The sequence below is a fragment of the Pseudomonas sp. Root569 genome (assembly GCF_001427465.1).
Lineage (GTDB): Bacteria > Pseudomonadota > Gammaproteobacteria > Pseudomonadales > Pseudomonadaceae > Aquipseudomonas > Aquipseudomonas synxantha.
This window is the reverse complement of sequence record NZ_LMGQ01000027.1, coordinates 95574-115387: the sequence shown is the minus strand read 5'-3', so window position 1 is coordinate 115387 and position 19814 is coordinate 95574. Positions and strand designations below refer to the sequence as shown.

Here is a 19814-nt window from a genome sequence, read left to right as displayed (position 1 = left end):
GGGGGCTTGCTCCCACATTTAATCAGCGTGTGTTCAATCAAGTCCGCGGGGCAGTTGCAGGGTGACGCGAAGGCCACCTTCACGCAAATTCTGCAAACTCACTTCCCCTCCATGGCTATGGGCAATATTGCGCGCAATCCCCAACCCCAACCCATACCCCTGCTGCTGGCCTGCCAGGCGAAAGTGCGGTTCGAAAACTTGCTCCAGGCGCTGTTCCGGCACCCCCGGGCCTTCATCATCCACATGCAGGGTGAACAGCGCGCCATCGTCCTCGATATGCAAATGCGCGTTCTGCCCATACTTCAAGGCGTTGTCGATCAGGTTGCCGATGCAACGCTTGAGCGCCAGCGGCTTGCCCGGGTAGGTCGTCAGGGCCGCGCCATCCAGGGACACGCGACCGTTGCCATTGGGCGCCAGGTACGGCTCCACCAGGCATTCGAGTACGTGGTTGAGGTCCACCGGCTGAATGTTTTCGTGAATGTCGGTGTCTTTCACGCATTGCAGCGCGCCTTTGACCAGCAACTCCAACTCATCCAGGTCGCGGCCGAACTTGGCTTGCAGATTTTCGTCTTCAAGCAATTCTACCCGCAGCCGCAGGCGAGTAATCGGTGTGCGCAAATCGTGGGAAATCGCGCTGAACAATTGGCTGCGTTCGGTCAGGTAACGGCTGATGCGTTCGCGCATGGCATTGAAAGCGCGGCCCACTTCCACCACTTCACTGCCGCCGCCTTCGGCCACCGGCTCCACATCAGCGCCCAGGGACATGTCCCGCGCCGCCCGCGCCAGGCGCTTGAGCGGCCGGCTTTGCCAATGCACCAGCAGGCCGATGAACAGCAGCAAGAGACCGCTGGTCAACACGATAAACCAAACCTGCTGGGACGGCAGGCTCTGCTCCTCGAGGCTGGTATAGGGCTCGGGCAACAGCGAGGCGATGTACAGCCATTCTCCGGGGGCAAGCTGGATCTGGGTGACCAGTACCGGCGGGTTCACCGGTTCCAGAGTCAAGGCGTAATGCGCCCAGGAACGCGGCAGTTCGTCGAGCTTCAAGCCGGCATTGAAGATACGCAGCTCCTCGGCGCTGACGAACTCCACCGAGATAAGCACGTTGGCGCCCAGGGTCTGGCGCAACACGTCATCGACCGCTTCCAGCACCGCCTGCTTGCGCGGGGTTTGCGGCAGCAAGGCCATATCCAGCGGGCGGTCATTGAGGGTCACGACAAAACGCGTGCCGCCCATGCTGCGCAACTGGTCGAGCACCAAAGGTCGATAGGCCACCGGCAACGAACGGAAATAACTCACGCTGGCGGTCATCGAATGCGCCAGGCTACGGGCGCTGGTGACCAGGCCCTCAAGTTGGGTGGCGCGCAACTGCGAGACCCAGATCACGCTGGACAATGCCTGGGCGAACAGCACCACCAGCAAGGTCAGCAGCAGCATGCGCCCCAGTAGGGAGCGCGGTACCGGAAAGCGGCGACGGCGTTCAGCCGGGTGTTCAGTGGGCATTGCCGGCAACCACGCTGGCTGCCAGCTGGTAACCGCTGCCGCGCACGGTGCGGATCAGCCGCGGGGGTTTTTCAGTATCGCGCAGGCGTTGGCGCAGGCGGCTGACGGCCATGTCGACGATACGGTCCAGAGGCATCAGGTCACGGCCACGAGTGGCGTTGCCGATGGTGTCGCGGTCGAGGATCTGTTGCGGGTGGTCGAGAAATAATTTGAGCAAGGCAAAGTCGGCACCGGAGAGGATCACCTCTTCACCATCAACGTGGAACAGCCGATGGCTGATCATATCCAGGCGCCACTCGTCGAACACCAGCACGTCGCTACTGCTGCCGCGTTCCTGGCCAAACTGGCAACGACGCAGCAGCGCCTTGATGCGCGCCTGTAATTCTCGGGGGCTGAATGGCTTGCCGATATAGTCATCGGCGCCCAGCTCCAGACCGATCACCCGGTCGGCTTCGTCGGAACTGGCGGTGAGCATGATGATCGGCACCTGCGCCTGGCGAGGGTGCTGGCGGATCCAGCGACAAAGGCTGAAACCGTCTTCGTCCGGCAGCATTACATCGAGGATGACCAGGTCGCACGGCGCCTCGTTCATCGCCTGGCGGAACCCCGCGCCATCCGGCACGCCACGCACCTGGAAGCCGGCACGACTGAGGTAGGTTTGCAGCAATTCGCGGATTTCCTGGTCGTCGTCGACGAGGAGAATGGATTTACTGATTACGCTCACGGGGTCCTCCTTGTTGTTATGGCTGTAGGAGCGAGCTTGCTCGCGAAAAACCTGAGGGTGGCGCGTATAACCTGATGCGCTGCGTTATCGTTGGCGTTTTTCGCGAGCAAGCTCGCTCCTACATTTGCCTGCATTCCAGAGTTGAAACCAGGTCGAATGTGAAAGGGGCCATTATGACCTACGCAAAAGCCTGCTCAAGCGCCACACCCGCCCCGGTCAACCCGGAATACGGCGCGGTCACCAACCACACCGGAATGCCCTTGAAGTAGTCGCTCATGCAGCCTTTATCCGCAAAGCTCTTGGCGAAACCGCTGGCGATAAAGAAGTCGGCAAACCTCGGTATTACCCCACCCACGATGTAAACACCACCACGCCCACCCGTGGTCAGTACGTTATTGCCGGCCACCCGGCCCAGCCAGATGCTGAACTGGTCCAACACTTCCATAGCCACCGGGTCACCGGCCAGCCCCGCTGCGGTAATAGCCTCGGGACTGTCCAGCACCGGAGTATGCCCGTCGACCGCACAGATGGCGCGGTACAGACGCGGCAACCCACCGCCACTCAACGCGGTTTCTGCGCTGACATGGCCAATCTCGTTGTAAATGTGCTGCCACAGCTGGGTTTCCCGCGGGCTGCTCAGGGGCAGGTCGACATGTCCGCCCTCCCCCGGCAGCGCCGCGAAGCGGCCAGCGCCCAAATCCAGCAACGTCCCCACACCAAGACCCGTGCCCGGGCCAATCACTACGGCCGGGCGCAACGGCTCCGGCGTGCCTTGGCAGACCACGCGGAATTCGTCGGGTTTGAGGCGAGTCATGCCCAGGGCCATGGCGGAGAAATCGTTGACCAGCAGCAGTTCATCCACCTGCAACGCTTGGCAAAACGCAGTCTTGCTCAAGCGCCAATGATTGTTGGTGAATTTAAATTCATCACCGCTCACCGGCCCGGCCACCGACAGGCACACCGCGCCGATATCGCCGACTTGCAGGCCCTCTTCCTTGAGGTAGACCTTGATGGCCTCCTCAGGGCTCGAGTGATCTGCAGTGGCATGCACGCGGATCGAATGCAGTTCCTGGTCCCGCCACAACGCAAAGCGGGCGTTGGTACCCCCGATGTCACCGACCAGCGCAAGTTTCACTTAAGCGTCTCCAAGGCAGAGGTAAAGGCGCTGGCGCCCTGCTCTGCGGAGCTTGCGGCCAAGCGCATGAATGCAAACAGCTCGCGACCGGCGCCCACGTTATTGCCCAGCAGGCCCGTGGCAGGCGTGCGCGCTGCAAAAGTTGCGGCGTCTACCTTAAGCTCCAAGGTGCCGGTAACGCCATCCACGCGGATGATATCGCCATCCTGCACCCGCGCCAGCGGCCCGCCGCTCTGGGCTTCGGGGTTGACGTGGATCGCGGCAGGGATCTTACCCGAGGCGCCGGACATACGCCCGTCTGTCACCAGCGCAACTTTGAAACCACGGTCCTGCAACACACCGAGGAACGGCGTCATCTTGTGCAATTCGGGCATGCCGTTGGAGCGCGGGCCCTGAAAGCGCATCACCGCGACGAAGTCTTTTTCCAACTCGCCAGCCTTGAAGGCGTCAGCCAGGTCCTGTTGATCCTGGAACACCACCGCCGGCGCTTCGACAACCTGATGCTCCGGCGCCACCGCAGAAACTTTCATTACGCCACGACCGAGATTGCCTTCCATCACGCGCAGGCCGCCTTCGGGCGAGAACGCACGGGCCACCGGGCGCAGGATGGTTTCGTCGAGGCTTTCAATCGGCCCGTCGCGCCAGACCAGTTCGCCATCGACCAGGAACGGTTCCTGGATATAGCGGCTCAGGCCCTTGCCGGCCACGGTGTTGACGTCTTCGTGGAGCAGGCCGGCTTCGAGCAGTTCGCGGATCAGGAACGACATGCCGCCCGCCGCCTGGAAGTGGTTGATGTCGGCCTTGCCATTTGGATACACGTGGGACAGGGTCGGCACCACCTCGGAAAGGTCGGCCATGTCCTGCCAGGTCAGGATGATGCCCGCCGACATGGCGATGGCCGGCATGTGCAGGGTGTGGTTGGTGGAACCGCCCGTGGCGTTGAGGGCGACGATGGAGTTGACAATGGACTTCTCGTCGACAATCTCGCCGATCGGCGTGAAGTTGCCATTGGCCTTGGTCAAACGGGTGACCTGGTGCGCGGCCTCGCGGGTCAGGGCATCGCGCAGCGGCGTGTACGGGTTGACGAACGATGCGCCCGGCAAGTGCAGGCCCATCACCTCCATCAGCAACTGGTTGGTATTGGCGGTGCCGTAGAAGGTGCAGGTACCGGGGCTGTGGTAGGACTTCATCTCCGATTCCAGCAGCTCTTCGCGGCTGGCCTTGCCTTCGGCATAGCGCTGGCGCACATCGGCCTTCTGCTTGTTGGAGATACCCGACGGCATTGGCCCGCCGGGCACGAAGATCATCGGCAGGTGGCCGTAGCGCAGCGCGCCCATCATCAGGCCGGGGACGATCTTATCGCAGATCCCCAGCATCAGCGCGGCGTCGAACATGTTGTGGGACAGCGCTACCGCCGTGGACATGGCGATGACTTCACGGCTGAGCAGGCTCAGCTCCATGCCGGGCTCGCCCTGGGTCACGCCGTCGCACATGGCGGGCGTGCCGCCGGCGAACTGGCCGACCGAGCCCACTTCACGTAGGGCTTTCTTTATTTGTTCAGGGAAATGTTCGTAGGGCTGGTGTGCCGAGAGCATGTCGTTATAAGAAGAAACAATTGCCACGTTGGCGGCGTTCATCATGCGCAGGCTGTTTTTGTCTTCGGTGCCGCAACCAGCCACGCCGTGGGCAAAGTTGGCGCATTGCAGCTTGCCGCGCATCGGACCGTCGCTGGCGGCGCCGCGAATGAGCGCAAGGTAAGCCTCACGGGTGGCGCGGCTGCGGGCGATAAGCCGTTCGGTGACCTCAAGGACGCGGGGATGCATGTATAGAACTCCAGGCTAACGGATGTGGCGACCTGAGTGTCTATGCTGATCAAACGCCCACGGCTCATGGGATGGCAGGGGGTCGTTTGGATCATCGGACCAGTTGATTCAGGTCACTCGTTGTAGATTGAACAAAATATTGCCACTAAAAAGGCTTGTTTTCTATTTTTATGCGAATAATCTTGTAATTCTTACAACAAATCGACGACAGGCACTTTCCAATGACTCTACGTATCGCAATCAATGGTTTTGGCCGTATCGGCCGTAATGTCCTGCGCGCACTGTATACCCAAGGCTATCGCCAGGATTTGCAGATCGTCGCCATCAATGATCTGGGCGACAGCTCGATCAATGCCCACCTGCTCAAGTACGACACCGTACACGGCACTTTCGATGCAGAGGTTGCCCACGATCAGGAAAGCCTGACCGTCAATGGTGACCGGATTGCCGTCAGTGCCATTCGCAACCCCGCCGACCTGCCGTGGGCTGCACACAAGATCGACGTGGTGTTCGAATGCACCGGTCTGTTCACCGACCGCGACAAGGCTGCTGCCCATATTACCGCCGGCGCACGCAAGGTGATCATCTCGGCACCGGCCAAGGGCGCGGATGCGACCGTGGTCTACGGGGTAAACCATGACATTTTGCGTCAATCCCACCAGATCATCTCCAACGCCTCGTGCACCACCAACTGCCTGGCGCCGGTGGCCCAGGTGCTGCACCGTGAGCTGGGTATCGAAAGCGGCCTGATGACCACCATTCACGCCTACACCAACGATCAGAACCTCACCGACGTCTACCACACCGACCCGTACCGCGCGCGTTCGGCCACCCAGAACATGATCCCGAGCAAGACCGGCGCCGCCGAAGCGGTGGGCCTGGTGCTGCCGGAACTGGCGGGCAAGCTGACCGGCATGGCGGTGCGTGTACCGGTGATCAACGTGTCTCTGGTGGACCTCACCGTGCAATTGAAGAAAGAAGCCACCGCCGATGAGGTCAATGCCCTGCTCAAACAGGCCAGCCAACATTCGAAGATCCTCGGCTACAACACCCTGCCGCTGGTTTCCAGTGACTTCAACCATAACCCACTGTCGTCGATCTTCGACGCCAACCACACCAAGGTCAGCGGCAAGCTGCTCAAGGTGCTGGCGTGGTACGACAACGAGTGGGGCTTCTCCAACCGCATGCTGGATAACTGCCTGGCGCTCTGCAACGCCGAGTAACCCCATCTGTGGGAGGGAGCAAGCCCCCCTCCCACAGTTACATTTTGTCCAGAGTAGGTTCAGGGAAATAGCCACTTGCCATTTCAGTTGATGATAAGCATTATCATTCACTGCAAATCGGTCTGGTATCACTGTGAGCCAATCTCGCTTCAACCACGTCTTTCTCACCCAACGGGTGATTCTGCTTCGCACTCTGCAGCGCATGGTCAATAACCACAGCACTGCCGAAGACCTGTTGCAGGAAACCTACCTGCGCGTGACTCGGGCCCTGAGCGAGCGGCCAATCGACCACCTCGAACCTTTTGTCTACCAGACAGCGCGCAACCTGGCGCTGGACCACCTGCGCTCGCGTCGGATCCAGGCCCGCACGTTGCAGGAAGATGTGCCACTGGACGTGCTGCAAAGCGTGGCCGCCCCGGTCAGTACGCCCGAAGAGGCCACCCAGGCCGAGCAACTGCTGGAACACTTGAGCGTCAGCCTCGGCCAATTGACCGCCCGCCAGCAACGGATTTTCATCCTCAGCCGCCTGCACGGTTGCAGCTACCAGGAGATTGCCGATCAATTGGGCGTGTCCTTGAGCACCGTGCAAAAGGAACTGAAATTGATCATGGCCATCTGTGTAGGTGTGGCCGAACGGTTGGATCAGCCTTAAGCTTCATCCGACAGAGCTATCGATCCAAGCTGTAGGAGAGATGAATAGAACGTGGCGAAGACCCGAGGAACACCGTGACGGACCCGAATAAACTGCCCCCCCATGAGCTGGCTCATGAGGTGTTGCAAGACGCGGCCATGGACCAAGCCCTCGATTGGCTGATCGCCTTGCAGTGCCCACAACCCGGGCAGCAGGCCGCGTTCGACGCTTGGCTGGCCGCAGACCCGGCCCACGTTCATGCCTTCAGCAAGGCCCAGGCCGCCTGGAGTGGCGCGCCAGTACACAGTGCCGCCGTGGCCCTCGCTGCGCCGCGCAAGCCAAGGGGTTGGCGCCGGGTCAAACCGCATTGGAAACCCCTCGCTACCGCCGCCGTGCTGCTGATCGGCCTGTTCAGTTTCAGTAACCTGCCGGTGCGCCTGCAGGCTGACCACCTCACCGTGGTCGGCGAGCGCCAGCGCCTGCAACTGGACGATGGCTCCAAGGTGCTGCTGAACACCAACTCGGCGTTTTCCAGCAGCATCAAGGACCACCAGCGCATGGCCCGTCTGTACCAGGGCGAAGCGTTTTTCGAAATCGCCCCCACCCGTGGCCTGCCCCTGGAAATCGATGCCGGCCCCGTACGCGCCAGCGTGCGCGACACGGCGTTCGCCGTGCGCTACCTCAATGGCGAAGCCCAGGTACAGGTGCAGCGTGGCGATGTCGACTTGAGCAACACCTTCGACGATGTCCGCGTGCGCCTGAGTGCCGGGCAAAGCATCCGCATCGGGCCCAAGGGGTTCGGCCAGCCGGCCAAGCTGGATGCCAGCAAGGACCTGGCCTGGGTCCAGGGCCGCCTGGTATTCGAAAACTGCCCGCTGAGCGAAGTGCTGGCCGAACTGCGGCGCTATTACCCAGGCTGGATCGTCAACAACAACGAGCAACTGGCCAGCGTCGCCGTCACCGGCAACTATCGCCTCGACCAGCCCCTGGATGTGGTGCGCTCACTGGCCCACATCACCTCGGCCAAGCTGTCGGAATACCCGGCATTGGTGATCTTGAACTAAATGAGAATTATTTTTACTCGATAGTACGCGGCGGTACGTCTCGTCTTAGCCAATGCAACTGATTCCTATTTGGTTCAGTCCGCAACTATAAGATTCGTATCCCCCGGAGCGCTCTCGATGTCCTCTCGTTTCAACCGCCGGTGTTCTTCGCCCGTCTTGTCCTTGCTGACCGCCGCGATCCTGCTGGCTGGCGCACCTGCCATGGCCGCCACCGCCGCCGAGCCGATCCTGCGCAGCCACGCAAATTACAATTTCAGCATCGAGCAGCAGCCGCTCGTGTCGGCACTCAATGCCTTTACTGCGGTAACCGGCTGGCAAGTTGGCTTGCCGGCCGAGCTCGGCCAGGGTGTGTCGTCCCCTGGCGTACGCGGCCCGCTGCCGCCAGAAAAAGCCTTGGACCGGCTGTTGGTGGGGACCAATCTGAGCTATCGCAAACTGGGCGATAACAACATCGTGCTGGAGAAACGGGCCGCAGGCGGCGCCCTGAACCTGCAACAGGTGACCATCAGCGCCACCCGTAACGAACAGGATGTGAACAGCGTACCGAGCACCGTCAGCGTGCACGACCGCGAGGAACTGGACCGCCAGAACACCAACAACATTCGCGAACTGGTGCGCTACGAGCCCGGTGTTTCCGTCGGCGGCGCCGGCACCCGCTCAGGCAACGCGGGCTATAACATCCGTGGTATCGATGGTGACCGCATCCTCACGCAGGTCGACGGCGTCGAAGTGCCCAACAACTTTTTCAACGGCCCCTACGCCAAGACCCGCCGCAACTACGTCGACCCGGAAATCGTCAAGCGCGTGGAGATCCTGCGCGGCCCGGCCTCGGCCCTGTACGGCAGCAGCGCCATCGGCGGCGCGGTGAGTTATTTCACCCTCGACCCGGACGACATCATCAAGCCAGGCAAAGACGTCGGCGCCCGCCTGAAGACCGGCTACAGCTCCGCCGATGAAAGCTGGCTGACCTCCGGCACCTTCGCCGGGCGTATACAGGACTTTGACGGCTTGCTGCATCTGAGCCAGCGCAACGGCCATGAAACCGAATCCTACGACGGCAACAACGCCACCGGCCTGGCCCGTACCGGCGCCAACCCGGAAGATGCGCGCACCACCAACGTACTGGCAAAGCTGGGCTGGAACTACGGGGATGACAATCGCCTGGGCCTGACCTACGAGAAGTTCAAGGATGACCGCGACGTCAACTTGAAGAACGCCGTGGGCGGCCCATTCATCGGCGGTCGGGGCATGAACCTCTACCGTGCCCGCTCGGGCAACGACACCATTACCCGCGAGCGCTTCGGCCTGGAAAACAGCTTCGCCCTTGATTCACCGATTGCCGACCGCATCAAGACCAGCCTCAACTACCAGATCGCCAAGACCGACCAGACCACCGCCGAAATCTACCAGGCTGGCCGTCGTGTCCTACGCACCCGCGACACCCTTTACGAAGAAAAACAGTGGGTCTTCGACGCCCAGCTGGACAAGGCTTTCAGCCTCGGTGAGACCGATCACCAGGTGACCTACGGCACCACCCTCAAGCAGCAGAAAGTCACCGGTTCCCGCGAAGGCTCGGCCTCGTGCCTGGCGGTTGGCGCCGGATGCACGGCCATCGGCGCGCCCAGCCCCTCAGCCGGTGATAGCGTGAAAAAGGCCAGTGACTTCCCCGACCCGACCATCAACACCTACTCGCTGTTCGCCCAGGACCAGATCACCTGGGACAAATGGACCTTCCTGCCCGCCGTGCGTTATGACTACACCCGGCTCAAGCCCAAGCTGACCCAGGAATTCCTCAGCACCGTCAACCCGACTGGCGAGTATGCGGTCGATGGCAAAGATAAAACCTGGCACCGCGTCACGCCCAAGTTCGGTCTGACCTATGCCCTGACCGATCACTACACCTGGTTCGGCCAATACGCCGAGGGCTTCCGCACCCCGTCGGCCAAGGCCTTGTACGGTCGCTTCGAAAACCTCAACCTGGGCTACACCGTCGAACCCAACCCCGACCTCAAGCCGGAAACCAGCAAAGGAATCGAAACCGGGATTCGCGGCAAATTTGACGAAGGTTCCTTTGATATCGCGGTGTACTACAACAAGTACCGTGACTTTATCGACGAAGACAACGCCGTGGTCGGGGGCACCGTGGAGCAGTTCCAGGCTGTCAATATCAAGCGCGCCACCATCAAGGGCATGGAAGCCAAGGGCCGCCTGAACCTGGACGCTTTCGGCGCGCCAAAAGGTCTGTATACCCAGGGTTCCATTGCCTACGCCCATGGCCGCAACGACGATAACGGCGAGCCATTGAACAGCGTCAATCCGCTCAAGGGTGTGTTTGGCCTGGGCTACGACCAGGACAACTATGGCGGTCTGCTGAGCTGGACCCTGGTGAAGAAACAGGACCGCGTCGACAGCACCACCTTCCACGCGCCCGACGGCAACACCGACGGCCCGTTCAAGACCCCGGGCTTCGGCATCCTCGACCTGACCGCCTACTACAAGGTCAGCGACGACGTGACCATCAACGGCGGCCTCTACAACCTCACCGACAAGAAGTACTGGAACTGGGATGACGTGCGCAGCTACGACAGCGTCGGCGAAGCAGCGGTAACCGGCCCGGCCAACCTCGACCGCCTGACCCAGCCCGGTCGCAACTTTGCGATCAACCTGATCTGGGACATCTGACCCACCCGCCTCACCTCGCCGGAATCCATCAGCGGCGGGGTGAGGATTTTTTACTGTGCCACGTCTTCTTGTTCGTCTAGTTGATAACAGCTCTCTTTAAGGGCACCCAGGCGCTTACCTTCTCAAGGACTTTTTACATGACCGCTTCTCCTACCGCAGAACGCCCGAGCCTGCGCTCTCAGCGCCTGAACCAGATCACCAATGAACCGCACACCAAGCTGGATGCGTTGGTGAAGGCTCATGCGCCGTTCGAAACCCAAGCCAACTTCGCCCGCTTCGTGGTGGCCCAGTACCTGTTCCAGTCAGAACTGGTAGCGCTGTACAACGATGCCGAACTGATCAAGATCGTCCCCGACCTGGCCGCACGCTGCCGCGCCGAAGCCGCCAAGCTCGACCTCGCGGACCTGGACACTGAAATTCCGGCCCCGGTGGCCGGTGCAGTAAAGAATCCGAGTAAAGCCGAAGCCCTGGGCTGGCTGTTCGTGTCCGAAGGCTCCAAGCTGGGCGCCGCGTTCCTGATCAAGCGCGCCGTCGGCCTGGGCCTGAGCGAAAGCTTCGGTGCCCGCCACTTGGGCGAACCGGCCGGTGGCCGCGCCGAAGGCTGGAAAAGCTTCACCCGCACCCTCGACAGCCTGGAGTTCAGCGCCGAAGAAGAAGCTGCGGTAGAAAAAGGCGCGATCGATGCGTTTGTGCGCTTCACCGTGTTGCTGGAACAGGCGTACGCTAGCGCCCCTGAAATGGCCTGACCTCCAGATTGAAATGCAATCAGAAAATGTGGGAGGGGGCTTGCTCCCTCCCACACTGAGCACTCATTTCACATTGATTTTTTGTGATATTCCTACCTATGACCGGCAAAACCCAATCCACCTCCAAAGTCGCCCAAGTCCTCTTCGGCCTGCTGGCCTACGTCAGCCTGGGGATCGGCCTGGTGGCGATTGTCATACCGGGTTTGCCGACCACCGAATTCATCCTCCTCGCCGCCTGGGCCGCCACCAAAAGCTCACCGCGCCTGAGCGCCTGGCTGGAAAACCACCGCCTGTTCGGGCCTATCCTGTTCAACTGGCGCAACGGCAAGATCATTGCGCGCCGGGCCAAGGTCAGCGCCACCGTGAGTATGTTGCTGTGTGCCGTGTTGATGCTGGTGATGCTGGATCACAACTGGCCGGTGTACCTGGCCATCGCCGGGATGAGCCTGGGCAACCTGTGGATCTGGTCTCGCCCCGAGCAGCTGGCACGCTCCATATAGGGCTGCATGTAGGCGTTATCCTACCGCTCATCGCCTATTCCTCATGAATCGATTTGTGACGCCGATGTTTCAGGCATGGCGCCGAATGGACTTGGCTCTGCTGCCCGCATTCCAACAAGTCATTCGTGAGTGAACCTATGTTCGACACCCTCTCCATTCGCTTGAAAATCGTGCTGCTGTCCGGTCTTTGCCTGTTGGGAGTCATTGCACTGGTGGTCGGCATCAATATCTACAACACCAACCAGAACGACCTATTGGTCAGTGACTCAAGCTCACGAATGCTGACCGCCAGCGTGGAACAGCTACTGCAAGCCAAGGCAGCCGAACAGGCCGGGCACTTGCAAAAGACCTTTGGTGAAAATCTGCTGGTGGTCACGGCCCTCGCCGACCAGATCAAAGACCTGCGTAAACTGGGGACCAAGCGCTCTCTTGAAGCCGGCGCCTTGCGCGAAGAAATCAACCAAAGCGTGAAAACCGCATTCGAGCGCAACACCAAGGTGCTGGGCATTTGGCTGTCGTTCGAACCCAACGGGTTGGATGGCAAAGACAGCGAGTTCGTCGACGACAAAGCGCGCGTCTCCAACGAAAAGGGCCGCTTTTCCAGCTACTGGAGCCGTGCGGGCGGTGAAGGCCTCAACACCATCATGGTCGAAGATGATCTGACCAAGACCACCCTCAACCTCAGCGGCACGCCCTACAACATTTGGTATACCTGCCCACGAGACACCCGCAGCACCTGCTTGCTGGACCCCTACGAAGACACGGTGGCCGGCAAACCTGTGCTGATGACCACCATTTCCCTGCCCCTGATCGTCGATGCCAAAGTCATTGGCGTCGTCGGTGTCGATATCGCTCTCACTGCCCTGCAAGCGACCACCGATGCCGCACAGACAGACCTGTTCAACGGCGCAGCGCACCTGGAGATTCTGTCCAGCACCGGCCTGATTGCGGCCTACAGCGGTGAACCGGCCAAGGTGGGCAAGAACCTGATCGACAGCCTCGGCGCCGAAGGCAAGGAAATCGTGCAGCTGCTCACCAATGACCGGCCCGTGATCCGCGAGCAAAACGACATTATTCGCGCCGTTTACCCGGTCAAGCCGATTGCCGACGCCAAGTCCTGGGGTGTGGTGATCAAGCTGCCAAAAACCGTGATGCTGGCCGATAACGTCAAGCTGCAAGCGGTACTCGACGAGGCCCAGGCCAGCGGCACCCTCAAAGCCTTGCTGGTGGCAGCGGCTGCCGGCCTGTTGGGCTTGCTGCTGATCTGGCTGACCGCCACCGGCGTCACCCGGCCGATCAACAGCGTAGCCGCCATGCTCAAGGACATCGCCAGCGGCGACGGCGACCTCACCCAACGCCTGGCGTACTCCAAGAAAGACGAACTGGGCGAGTTGGTGAACTGGTTCAACCGCTTCCTCGACAAGCTGCAACCGACCATCGCGCAGATCAAGCAAAGCATCACCGAAGCCCGTGGTACGGCAGATCAATCGTCAGCCATTGCGCGCCAGACCAGCGAAGGCATGCAGGTGCAGTTCCGCGAAATCGACCAGGTGGCGACCGCCTCCAATGAAATGAGCGCCACTGCCCATGACGTCGCCAACAGCGCCTCGAATGCCGCCAGCGCGGCACGCGGTGCCGATCAGTCGGCCCGTGAAGGCATGTCGATCATCGAGCAGAGCACTCGCGACATCACCACCCTTGCCGAGGAAGTCAGCAAAGCGGTGAGCGAAGTCGAAGCCCTGGCGGTCAACAGTGAACAGATCGGTTCAGTCCTGGAGGTGATCCGCAGCATCGCCGAACAGACCAACCTGCTCGCATTGAACGCCGCGATTGAAGCGGCACGCGCCGGCGAAAGCGGGCGTGGCTTTGCGGTGGTGGCCGACGAAGTACGCAACCTGGCCAAACGCACCCAGGATTCGGTCGAGGAAATCCGCCTGGTGATCGAGCGTATCCAGAGCGGCACCCGAGGCGTGGTAGCGACCATGCACTCCAGCCAGCAACAGGCCCAGAGCAATGCCGGGCAGATCCACCAGGCGGTGCAGGCCCTGGGCAAGATCAGTGACGCGGTCACCGTGATCAGCGACATGAACCTGCAAATTGCCAGTGCCGCCGAAGAGCAGAGCGCAGTGGCCGAAGAAGTCAATCGCAACGTCTCGGCGATTCGCACCGTGACCGAAACCCTCACCGGCCAGGCCACGGAATCGGCGGAGATCAGCAGCCAGCTCAATGCACTGGCCAGCCAGCAGATGAAGTTGATGGATCAGTTCAGGGTCTGACTCGGTTCTGAAAACATTGCCTCCTGTAGGAGCGAGCTTGCTCGCGAAAAACGTCAACGATGACGCGTGCTTCCTGAATAAACGCGGCGCCTTTGAGTTCTTCGCGAGCAAGCTCGCTCCTACATATAGAGCAGGGCAGTGGTGAATTACCGGCCGGGCCAGGCCTGGACGAACGGCGTCAGGTCTTCCTTCGGCGCCGTACGCGGCGGGTTCTGCGGCGTGCCCAGGTAAAGGAAGCCAATCACTTCTTCATCCGACGTCAGCCCCAACCCTTTGGCCACATGGGCCGAGTAGGACAATTCCCCGGTCCGCCACACCGCACCAATCCCCTGGGCATAGGCCGCCAACAGGATGCCGTGGGCTGCACAAGCCGCCGCCAGCAATTGCTCGGACTTGGGCACCTTGAAGTGCTCTTGCAGGCGCGCAATCACCACCACCACCAACGGCGCACGCAGCGGGCCGTTCTGGGCCTTGTCGATGACCGCCTGGGGAGCGTCGGCGTCCTGCAGGCGCGCGGCCTCGGCCAACAGCGTGCCCATCTGCTCACGGGCTGCGCCTTCTACGGTAAGGAAACGCCAAGGGCGCAGCTGACCGTGGTCGGGCGCACGCATGGCGGCGGCGAACAACAGGTCGCGCTGCTCCTGGGTCGGTGCCGGTTCCAGCAGACGTGGCACGGAAACACGGTTGAGCAAAGCGTCGAGAGCCTGCATTGGCCACCTCCAGAAAAAAATGTGCAGTCATTCTAGCGGGAATGAATCCGGATGCCACCAAACGATAATTGCTCTTATTCAAACCGCCCTGCCCTGTTAGACTTTGCGACCACATTTTCCGACCGTTTCCAGGAATTTCGATGTTCCGTGCGTTTTTTTGCCTGTCCGCAGCGTTGATGGCTTTAAGCCTGACCGCTTGCGACGACGCCACCCGCTTCACCAAGGCCGAGCCTGGTGAGTCGCGGTCAGGTGGCGCCACGACGGTGAACAAGCGCGACCAGAACGCCTTTTCCCTGCCCTCGGCCAACCTGGCGCCCACCCGCCGCCTGGATTTCAGCGTCGGTAACAGTTTCTTCCGCAGCCCTTGGGTGATTGCGCCGTCCACCACCACGGCACGGGATGGCCTGGGCCCTCTGTTCAATACCAACGCCTGCCAGAACTGCCATATCAAGGACGGTCGGGGCCATCCGCCGCTGCCTGATGCGCCGAATGCGGTGTCGATGCTGGTGCGCCTCTCCATCCCTATCTCCATTACAGAGCGGCCGCACTACGCCAAGCTCATCGAGCAGCTCGGCGTGGTGCCCGAGCCGGTCTACGGCGGGCAGTTGCAAGACATGGCCGTGCCTGGCGTAGCGCCGGAAGGCAAGGTGCGGGTCGACTACAGCCCTGTCCAGGTCAGCTTCCAGGACGGCACCGTTGTCGAACTGCGCAAACCCGACCTGCAAATAACCCAGCTCGGCTACGGCCCGATGCATCCTGATACACGCTTCTCCGCACGGGTAGCGCCGCCGATGATCGGCCTGGGCCTGCTCGAAGCGATCAGCGACGCCGATATCCTGCGCAACACCGACCCCAAGACCGCCGACAAAGACGCCATCGTCGGCCGCGCCAACTGGGTCTGGGATGACGCCCAGCATAAAACCGTACTCGGGCGTTTTGGCTGGAAAGCCGGGCAACCCAACCTCAACCAACAAAATGTTCACGCGTTTTCTGGTGATATGGGCCTCACAACCTCCCTGAGACCCTTCGATGACTGCACCGACGCCCAAGTGGCCTGCAAGCAGGCGCCAAACGGCAATGGCCCCGACGGCGAGCCGGAAGTCAGCGACAACATCCTGCGTCTGGTGCTGTTCTACACCCGCAACCTCGCGGTGCCCGCGCGCCGAGGCGTCAACACGCCGCAGGTGCTGGCCGGCAAGAACCTGTTCTACCAGGCCGGTTGCCAGGGCTGTCACAAGCCGACATTCACCACGGCCGCCAACGCCGCCGAACCCGAGCTGGCCAACCAGGTGATACGCCCCTACAGCGACCTGTTGTTGCACGATTTGGGCGAAGGCCTCGCCGACAACCGTACCGAATTCAAAGCCAGTGGCCGCGACTGGCGCACGCCGCCGTTGTGGGGCATTGGCCTGACGCAAGCCGTGAGTGGTCATACCCAGTTTTTACATGACGGCCGCGCCCGCAACCTGCTTGAAGCCGTGCTGTGGCATGGCGGTGAAGCACAAGCGGCACAGCAGCATGTGTTGTCGTTCAATGCCGAGCAGCGTGCCGCGTTGCTGGCGTTCCTGAATTCTTTATAAGCTTTGCCCCACTTACAGAAGGGAGCTCGACATGTTTCGTCCCAAGTTGTTGTTCACCAGCCTGGCCGCCCTTGCCCTCGGCGCCTGCTCGCCCCAGGACCCGCAAGCGGTAACCTCGGCGGCCATCGCCAAACAAGTCATCCTGCCGACCTACAGCCGCTGGGTTGAAGCCGACCGCCAACTGGCCGTCAGCGCCCTGGCCTACTGCCAGGGCAAGGAAAGCCTGGACACCGCCCGCGCCGACTTCCTGCACGCGCAAAAAGCCTGGGCCGAGTTGCAACCGCTACTGATCGGCCCGCTGGCCGAAGGCAACCGTGCGTGGCAGGTGCAGTTCTGGCCGGACAAGAAGAACCTGGTCGGTCGCCAGGTCGAGCAACTGGTCAGCGCCCAGCCGCAGATCGATGCCGCCGCCCTGGCTAAATCCAGTGTCGTGGTGCAAGGCCTGTCGGCCTACGAATACATCCTCTACGACGCCAAGCCCGATGTCGCCGACGAGGCACAGAAGGCCCGCTACTGCCCACTGTTGATGGCCATTGGCGAGCGTCAGAAAGCCCTGGCCGAAGAGATTCTCGCCAGCTGGAACAGCACCGACGGCATGCTCGCGCAGATGACCAAGTTCCCGAACCAGCGCTACGCTGATTCCCACGAGGCCATAGCCGACCTGCTGCGCGTACAAGTAACCGCCCTGGACACCCTGAAGAAAAAACTCGGCACGCCCATGGGTCGCCAGACCAAAGGCATTCCGCAACCGTTCCAGGCCGATGCATGGCGCAGCCAGTCGTCGCTGCAAAGCCTGGAGGCGAGCCTCGCCGCGGCCCAGACCGTGTGGGTCGGCGTCGACAACAAAGGCTTGCGTGGCCTGCTGCCGGCGGACCAGAAGCCGTTGGCCGAGAAGATCGACGCCGCCTATGCCGCGTCCTTGAAACTGTTCGCCAGCAACCAGCGCAGCCTCAACGAACTGTTGAACGATGACGCCGGGCGCCAGCAGCTCAACGACATCTACGACAGCCTCAACGTGGTCCACCGCCTGCACGAAGGCGAGCTGGCCAAGGCCCTGGGAATCCAACTGGGCTTCAACGCCAACGACGGTGACTGATAATGCTCAGGCGACAGGCTTTGGCGGTGGGCAGCGTGCTGCTCAGCGCCCTTACATTGGGCGGCTGGACGCTGTTCAAAGGCAAGGATAAAGGCCCGCTGCTACTGTCGGCGCGGGATGATACCGACGGCAAGCACTACGCCGTCGGCTATCGCCTGGATGGCAAGCAGGTGTTTGCCACCCAGGTCGGCCAGCGTTGCCACGACATCATCAATCACCCTACGTTGCCGATCGCGCTGTTCGTCGCCCGCCGCCCGGGCACCGAGAGCTACCTGATTGACCTGCGTGATGGCGCGCTGCTGCAAACCATCAGCTCGAACGCCAACCGCCACTTCTATGGGCATGCGGTGATCCACAAGAGCGGCGACTGGCTGTACGCCACCGAGAACGACACCTCCGAGCCCGGTCGCGGCCTGTTGGGTGTATATAAGTTCGAAGGCGAGCGGCTGGTACACAGCGGCGAGATTTCCACCCACGGTATCGGCCCGCACCAAGTGTCCTGGATGCCCGACGGCGAAACCCTGGTGGTGGCCAACGGCGGTATTCGCACCGAAGCCGAAAGCCGGGTAGAGATGAATCTCAACGCCATGGAGCCGAGCCTGGTGCTGATGCATCGCGATGGCACCTTGATCAGCAAGGAAACCCTGGGCCAGCAGATGAACAGCGTGCGCCATATGGGCATCGCCAGCGATGGCACTATCCTCACCGGGCAGCAGTTCATGGGGCCGTCCCAGGAACGCTCGGAGTTGCTGGCGATCAAGCGCCCGGGCCAGCCTTTCGTGGCGTTCCCGGTGGCCGATGAGCAATTGCAGGCGATGGGACACTACACCGCCAGCGTGGCGGTGCACAGCGAACTGCGCCTGGTGGCACTGACGGCGCCCCGGGGAAATCGCTTCTTCATTTGGGATATGGACAGCGCCGAGCTGCGCCTGGATGGGCCACTACCCGACTGCGCCGGTGTAGGTGCAGTGGCCGATGGGTTCGTCGTCACGTCAGGCCAAGGGCGTTGCCGCTTCTATGATTGCCGCCAGGACCAACTGATGGCCAAACCGTTGGAACTACCGGCGGGCTTTTGGGATAACCACCTGCACCTGATCTGAAATTCCCCTCTGTAGGAGCGTCAGGCGTAAAAAAAGGGCCTCGCATCGCAAGGCCCTTTTTGGGGGTCAATCGTTTCAACTCTGCGGCTTCATCGCTTGAGACATCCCGAACATGAATAACAGCAATTCATGATCAGGCTTGGCCGCCACACTTGCCTTGGCAATGCGTGGCAGCAGGCATTGCCCGCCGCCGTCTACCGCACTGAGCACTTGTGTGCGAGGTTGTTCCCACACCGCCAGGGCCAGGGCTGAAACGCCCAACGCCCCGACCAGGAACAAACCTCGTGCCATTTCTAGCTTCATCTGGTTAAACCCTTGATAGCGCTGCCAAACGCCGTCTCGTAAAAGTAGCTGAGTTTTTTCCAGTCGGTATCACTCCACGACGAATGGCGGCGCAATTGCAGCATGTCATGGGAAGCGGCCCGATAAGCGGTCAAGCGTTGGCGACATTTTTCAAAGTCCAGCAGGGCCACTTCTACAGTCGCCGCTTCGGGCTCGCCGGTGACCCGCACGAAGATGTGCTTGATATACAGGCAACCGTGCTGCCAGCGGCCTTTGTGCATGCGGGCCAGGGTGCCGGCCAATTCCTGCAGCAAGCGCTCGTGGACGGCCTCGCCATACTGTTCACGGCCGCCAGCTGCGTACCAGTTTTCGATCTCGTCGAAACCGTCCAGGGACGCGGTGACCAGCAGGGCTTTCCATTGGTGCTCCGGGTCGCGTCGCGCCTCGCAAAACACCAGCTCCGGCACGCGCACATCCAGCAAACGCAGGCCCTTGAGGGCATCACGTTCACGTAGCACGGTCGGGCGCCCAAAGGGGTGCAGCCAACTGCGGTAAATGTGGCCGGTCTGGCGCTTGCTATAGAGCAACCGCCCGTTGGGGCCTACCACACGCTGCACGCCACTTTCGCCACCACGTCGACGGTTGGGTTCTTCAACCCACTCGCCTTGCTGACGCCAGAAAAAATCGAATCGTTCTTCGGGAGCTACATGACTGCCTGCTACGCACTCAACTGCCATCC

General features: G+C 61.4%; 17 protein-coding genes. 10 read left to right on the top strand and 7 right to left on the bottom strand.

The annotated features are described in order from the left end of the window. Positions 1 to 33 precede the first annotated feature (33 nt). The 4 genes from ASD70_RS24045 to edd all read right to left on the bottom strand — a co-directional run bounded on the left by ASD70_RS24045 (position 34) and on the right by edd (position 5185). On the bottom strand, positions 34 to 1503 hold the full coding sequence (locus ASD70_RS24045) for an ATP-binding protein (protein WP_046069369.1): 1470 nt from the start codon (positions 1501 to 1503) through the stop codon (positions 34 to 36). Next, a complete protein-coding gene (locus ASD70_RS24040; RefSeq protein ID WP_046069370.1) occupies positions 1493 to 2227 on the bottom strand; it encodes a response regulator in 735 nt (244 codons plus the stop codon). The genes ASD70_RS24045 and ASD70_RS24040 overlap by 11 nt, the downstream gene beginning before the upstream one ends. 178 nt (positions 2228 to 2405) lie before the next feature. Continuing rightward, the gene (locus ASD70_RS24035) at positions 2406 to 3362 is read right to left on the bottom strand and encodes a glucokinase (RefSeq protein WP_056847602.1); all 957 of its coding nucleotides are present in this window, start codon (positions 3360 to 3362) and stop codon (positions 2406 to 2408) included. Beyond that, positions 3359 to 5185 carry a phosphogluconate dehydratase gene (gene edd / locus ASD70_RS24030; RefSeq protein WP_046069372.1) on the bottom strand — a complete coding sequence of 609 codons (1827 nt, stop codon included), beginning with the start codon at positions 5183 to 5185 and terminating at the stop codon, positions 3359 to 3361. The genes ASD70_RS24035 and edd overlap by 4 nt, the downstream gene beginning before the upstream one ends. Before the next feature lie 221 nt (positions 5186 to 5406). On the opposite strand from edd, the gene gap reads away from it, so the two are divergent. The 7 genes from gap (at position 5407) to ASD70_RS23995 (ending at position 14307) form a co-directional block, all read left to right on the top strand. Beyond that, a complete protein-coding gene (gene gap / locus ASD70_RS24025) occupies positions 5407 to 6408 on the top strand; it encodes a type I glyceraldehyde-3-phosphate dehydrogenase (RefSeq protein WP_005791003.1) in 1002 nt (333 codons plus the stop codon). A 133-nt stretch (positions 6409 to 6541) separates the two neighbouring features. After that, positions 6542 to 7060 carry an RNA polymerase sigma factor gene (locus ASD70_RS24020; protein ID WP_046069373.1) on the top strand — a complete coding sequence of 173 codons (519 nt, stop codon included), beginning with the start codon at positions 6542 to 6544 and terminating at the stop codon, positions 7058 to 7060. A 74-nt stretch (positions 7061 to 7134) separates the two neighbouring features. Beyond that, positions 7135 to 8103 carry a FecR family protein gene (locus ASD70_RS24015; protein ID WP_056847601.1) on the top strand — a complete coding sequence of 323 codons (969 nt, stop codon included), beginning with the start codon at positions 7135 to 7137 and terminating at the stop codon, positions 8101 to 8103. A gap of 117 nt (positions 8104 to 8220) precedes the next feature. Next, the gene (locus ASD70_RS24010) at positions 8221 to 10785 is read left to right on the top strand and encodes a TonB-dependent receptor (RefSeq protein WP_056847600.1); all 2565 of its coding nucleotides are present in this window, start codon (positions 8221 to 8223) and stop codon (positions 10783 to 10785) included. 137 nt (positions 10786 to 10922) lie between these two features. Continuing rightward, the gene (locus ASD70_RS24005) at positions 10923 to 11531 is read left to right on the top strand and encodes a biliverdin-producing heme oxygenase (RefSeq protein WP_056847599.1); all 609 of its coding nucleotides are present in this window, start codon (positions 10923 to 10925) and stop codon (positions 11529 to 11531) included. 98 nt (positions 11532 to 11629) lie between these two features. Continuing rightward, positions 11630 to 12031 (top strand): YbaN family protein, encoded by a 402-nt coding sequence (locus ASD70_RS24000; RefSeq protein ID WP_056847598.1) that lies wholly within the window; start codon positions 11630 to 11632, stop codon positions 12029 to 12031. 137 nt (positions 12032 to 12168) lie between these two features. Beyond that, a complete protein-coding gene (locus tag ASD70_RS23995; protein ID WP_056847597.1) occupies positions 12169 to 14307 on the top strand; it encodes a methyl-accepting chemotaxis protein in 2139 nt (712 codons plus the stop codon). Positions 14308 to 14453: 146 nt separating this feature from the next. Here the strand turns inward: ASD70_RS23995 and ASD70_RS23990 are convergent, their stop codons facing one another. Then, positions 14454 to 15017: an NAD(P)H nitroreductase gene (locus tag ASD70_RS23990; RefSeq protein WP_056847596.1), complete on the bottom strand. Its 564-nt coding sequence runs from the start codon at positions 15015 to 15017 to the stop codon at positions 14454 to 14456. A 140-nt stretch (positions 15018 to 15157) separates the two neighbouring features. Between ASD70_RS23990 and ASD70_RS23985 the strand changes: the two genes are divergently transcribed. From ASD70_RS23985 to ASD70_RS23975, 3 genes are read left to right on the top strand one after another with little or no spacing between them, the layout of a single operon-like run. After that, a complete protein-coding gene (locus ASD70_RS23985; protein WP_046069380.1) occupies positions 15158 to 16597 on the top strand; it encodes a di-heme oxidoreductase family protein in 1440 nt (479 codons plus the stop codon). A 31-nt stretch (positions 16598 to 16628) separates the two neighbouring features. Further along, on the top strand, positions 16629 to 17693 hold the full coding sequence (locus tag ASD70_RS23980; protein WP_046069381.1) for an imelysin family protein: 1065 nt from the start codon (positions 16629 to 16631) through the stop codon (positions 17691 to 17693). Positions 17694 to 17695: 2 nt separating this feature from the next. Then, positions 17696 to 18793 (top strand): DUF1513 domain-containing protein, encoded by a 1098-nt coding sequence (locus tag ASD70_RS23975; protein WP_056847595.1) that lies wholly within the window; start codon positions 17696 to 17698, stop codon positions 18791 to 18793. A 75-nt stretch (positions 18794 to 18868) separates the two neighbouring features. On the opposite strand, the gene ASD70_RS23970 is transcribed toward ASD70_RS23975, so the two are convergent. Then, positions 18869 to 19096, bottom strand: a complete 228-nt coding sequence (locus tag ASD70_RS23970; RefSeq protein ID WP_056847594.1) for a hypothetical protein — start codon at positions 19094 to 19096, stop codon at positions 18869 to 18871. Continuing rightward, on the bottom strand, positions 19093 to 19812 hold the full coding sequence (locus ASD70_RS23965) for a lipopolysaccharide kinase InaA family protein (protein WP_056847593.1): 720 nt from the start codon (positions 19810 to 19812) through the stop codon (positions 19093 to 19095). Before ASD70_RS23965 ends, ASD70_RS23970 begins: the two co-directional genes overlap by 4 nt. Positions 19813 to 19814 lie beyond the last annotated feature (2 nt).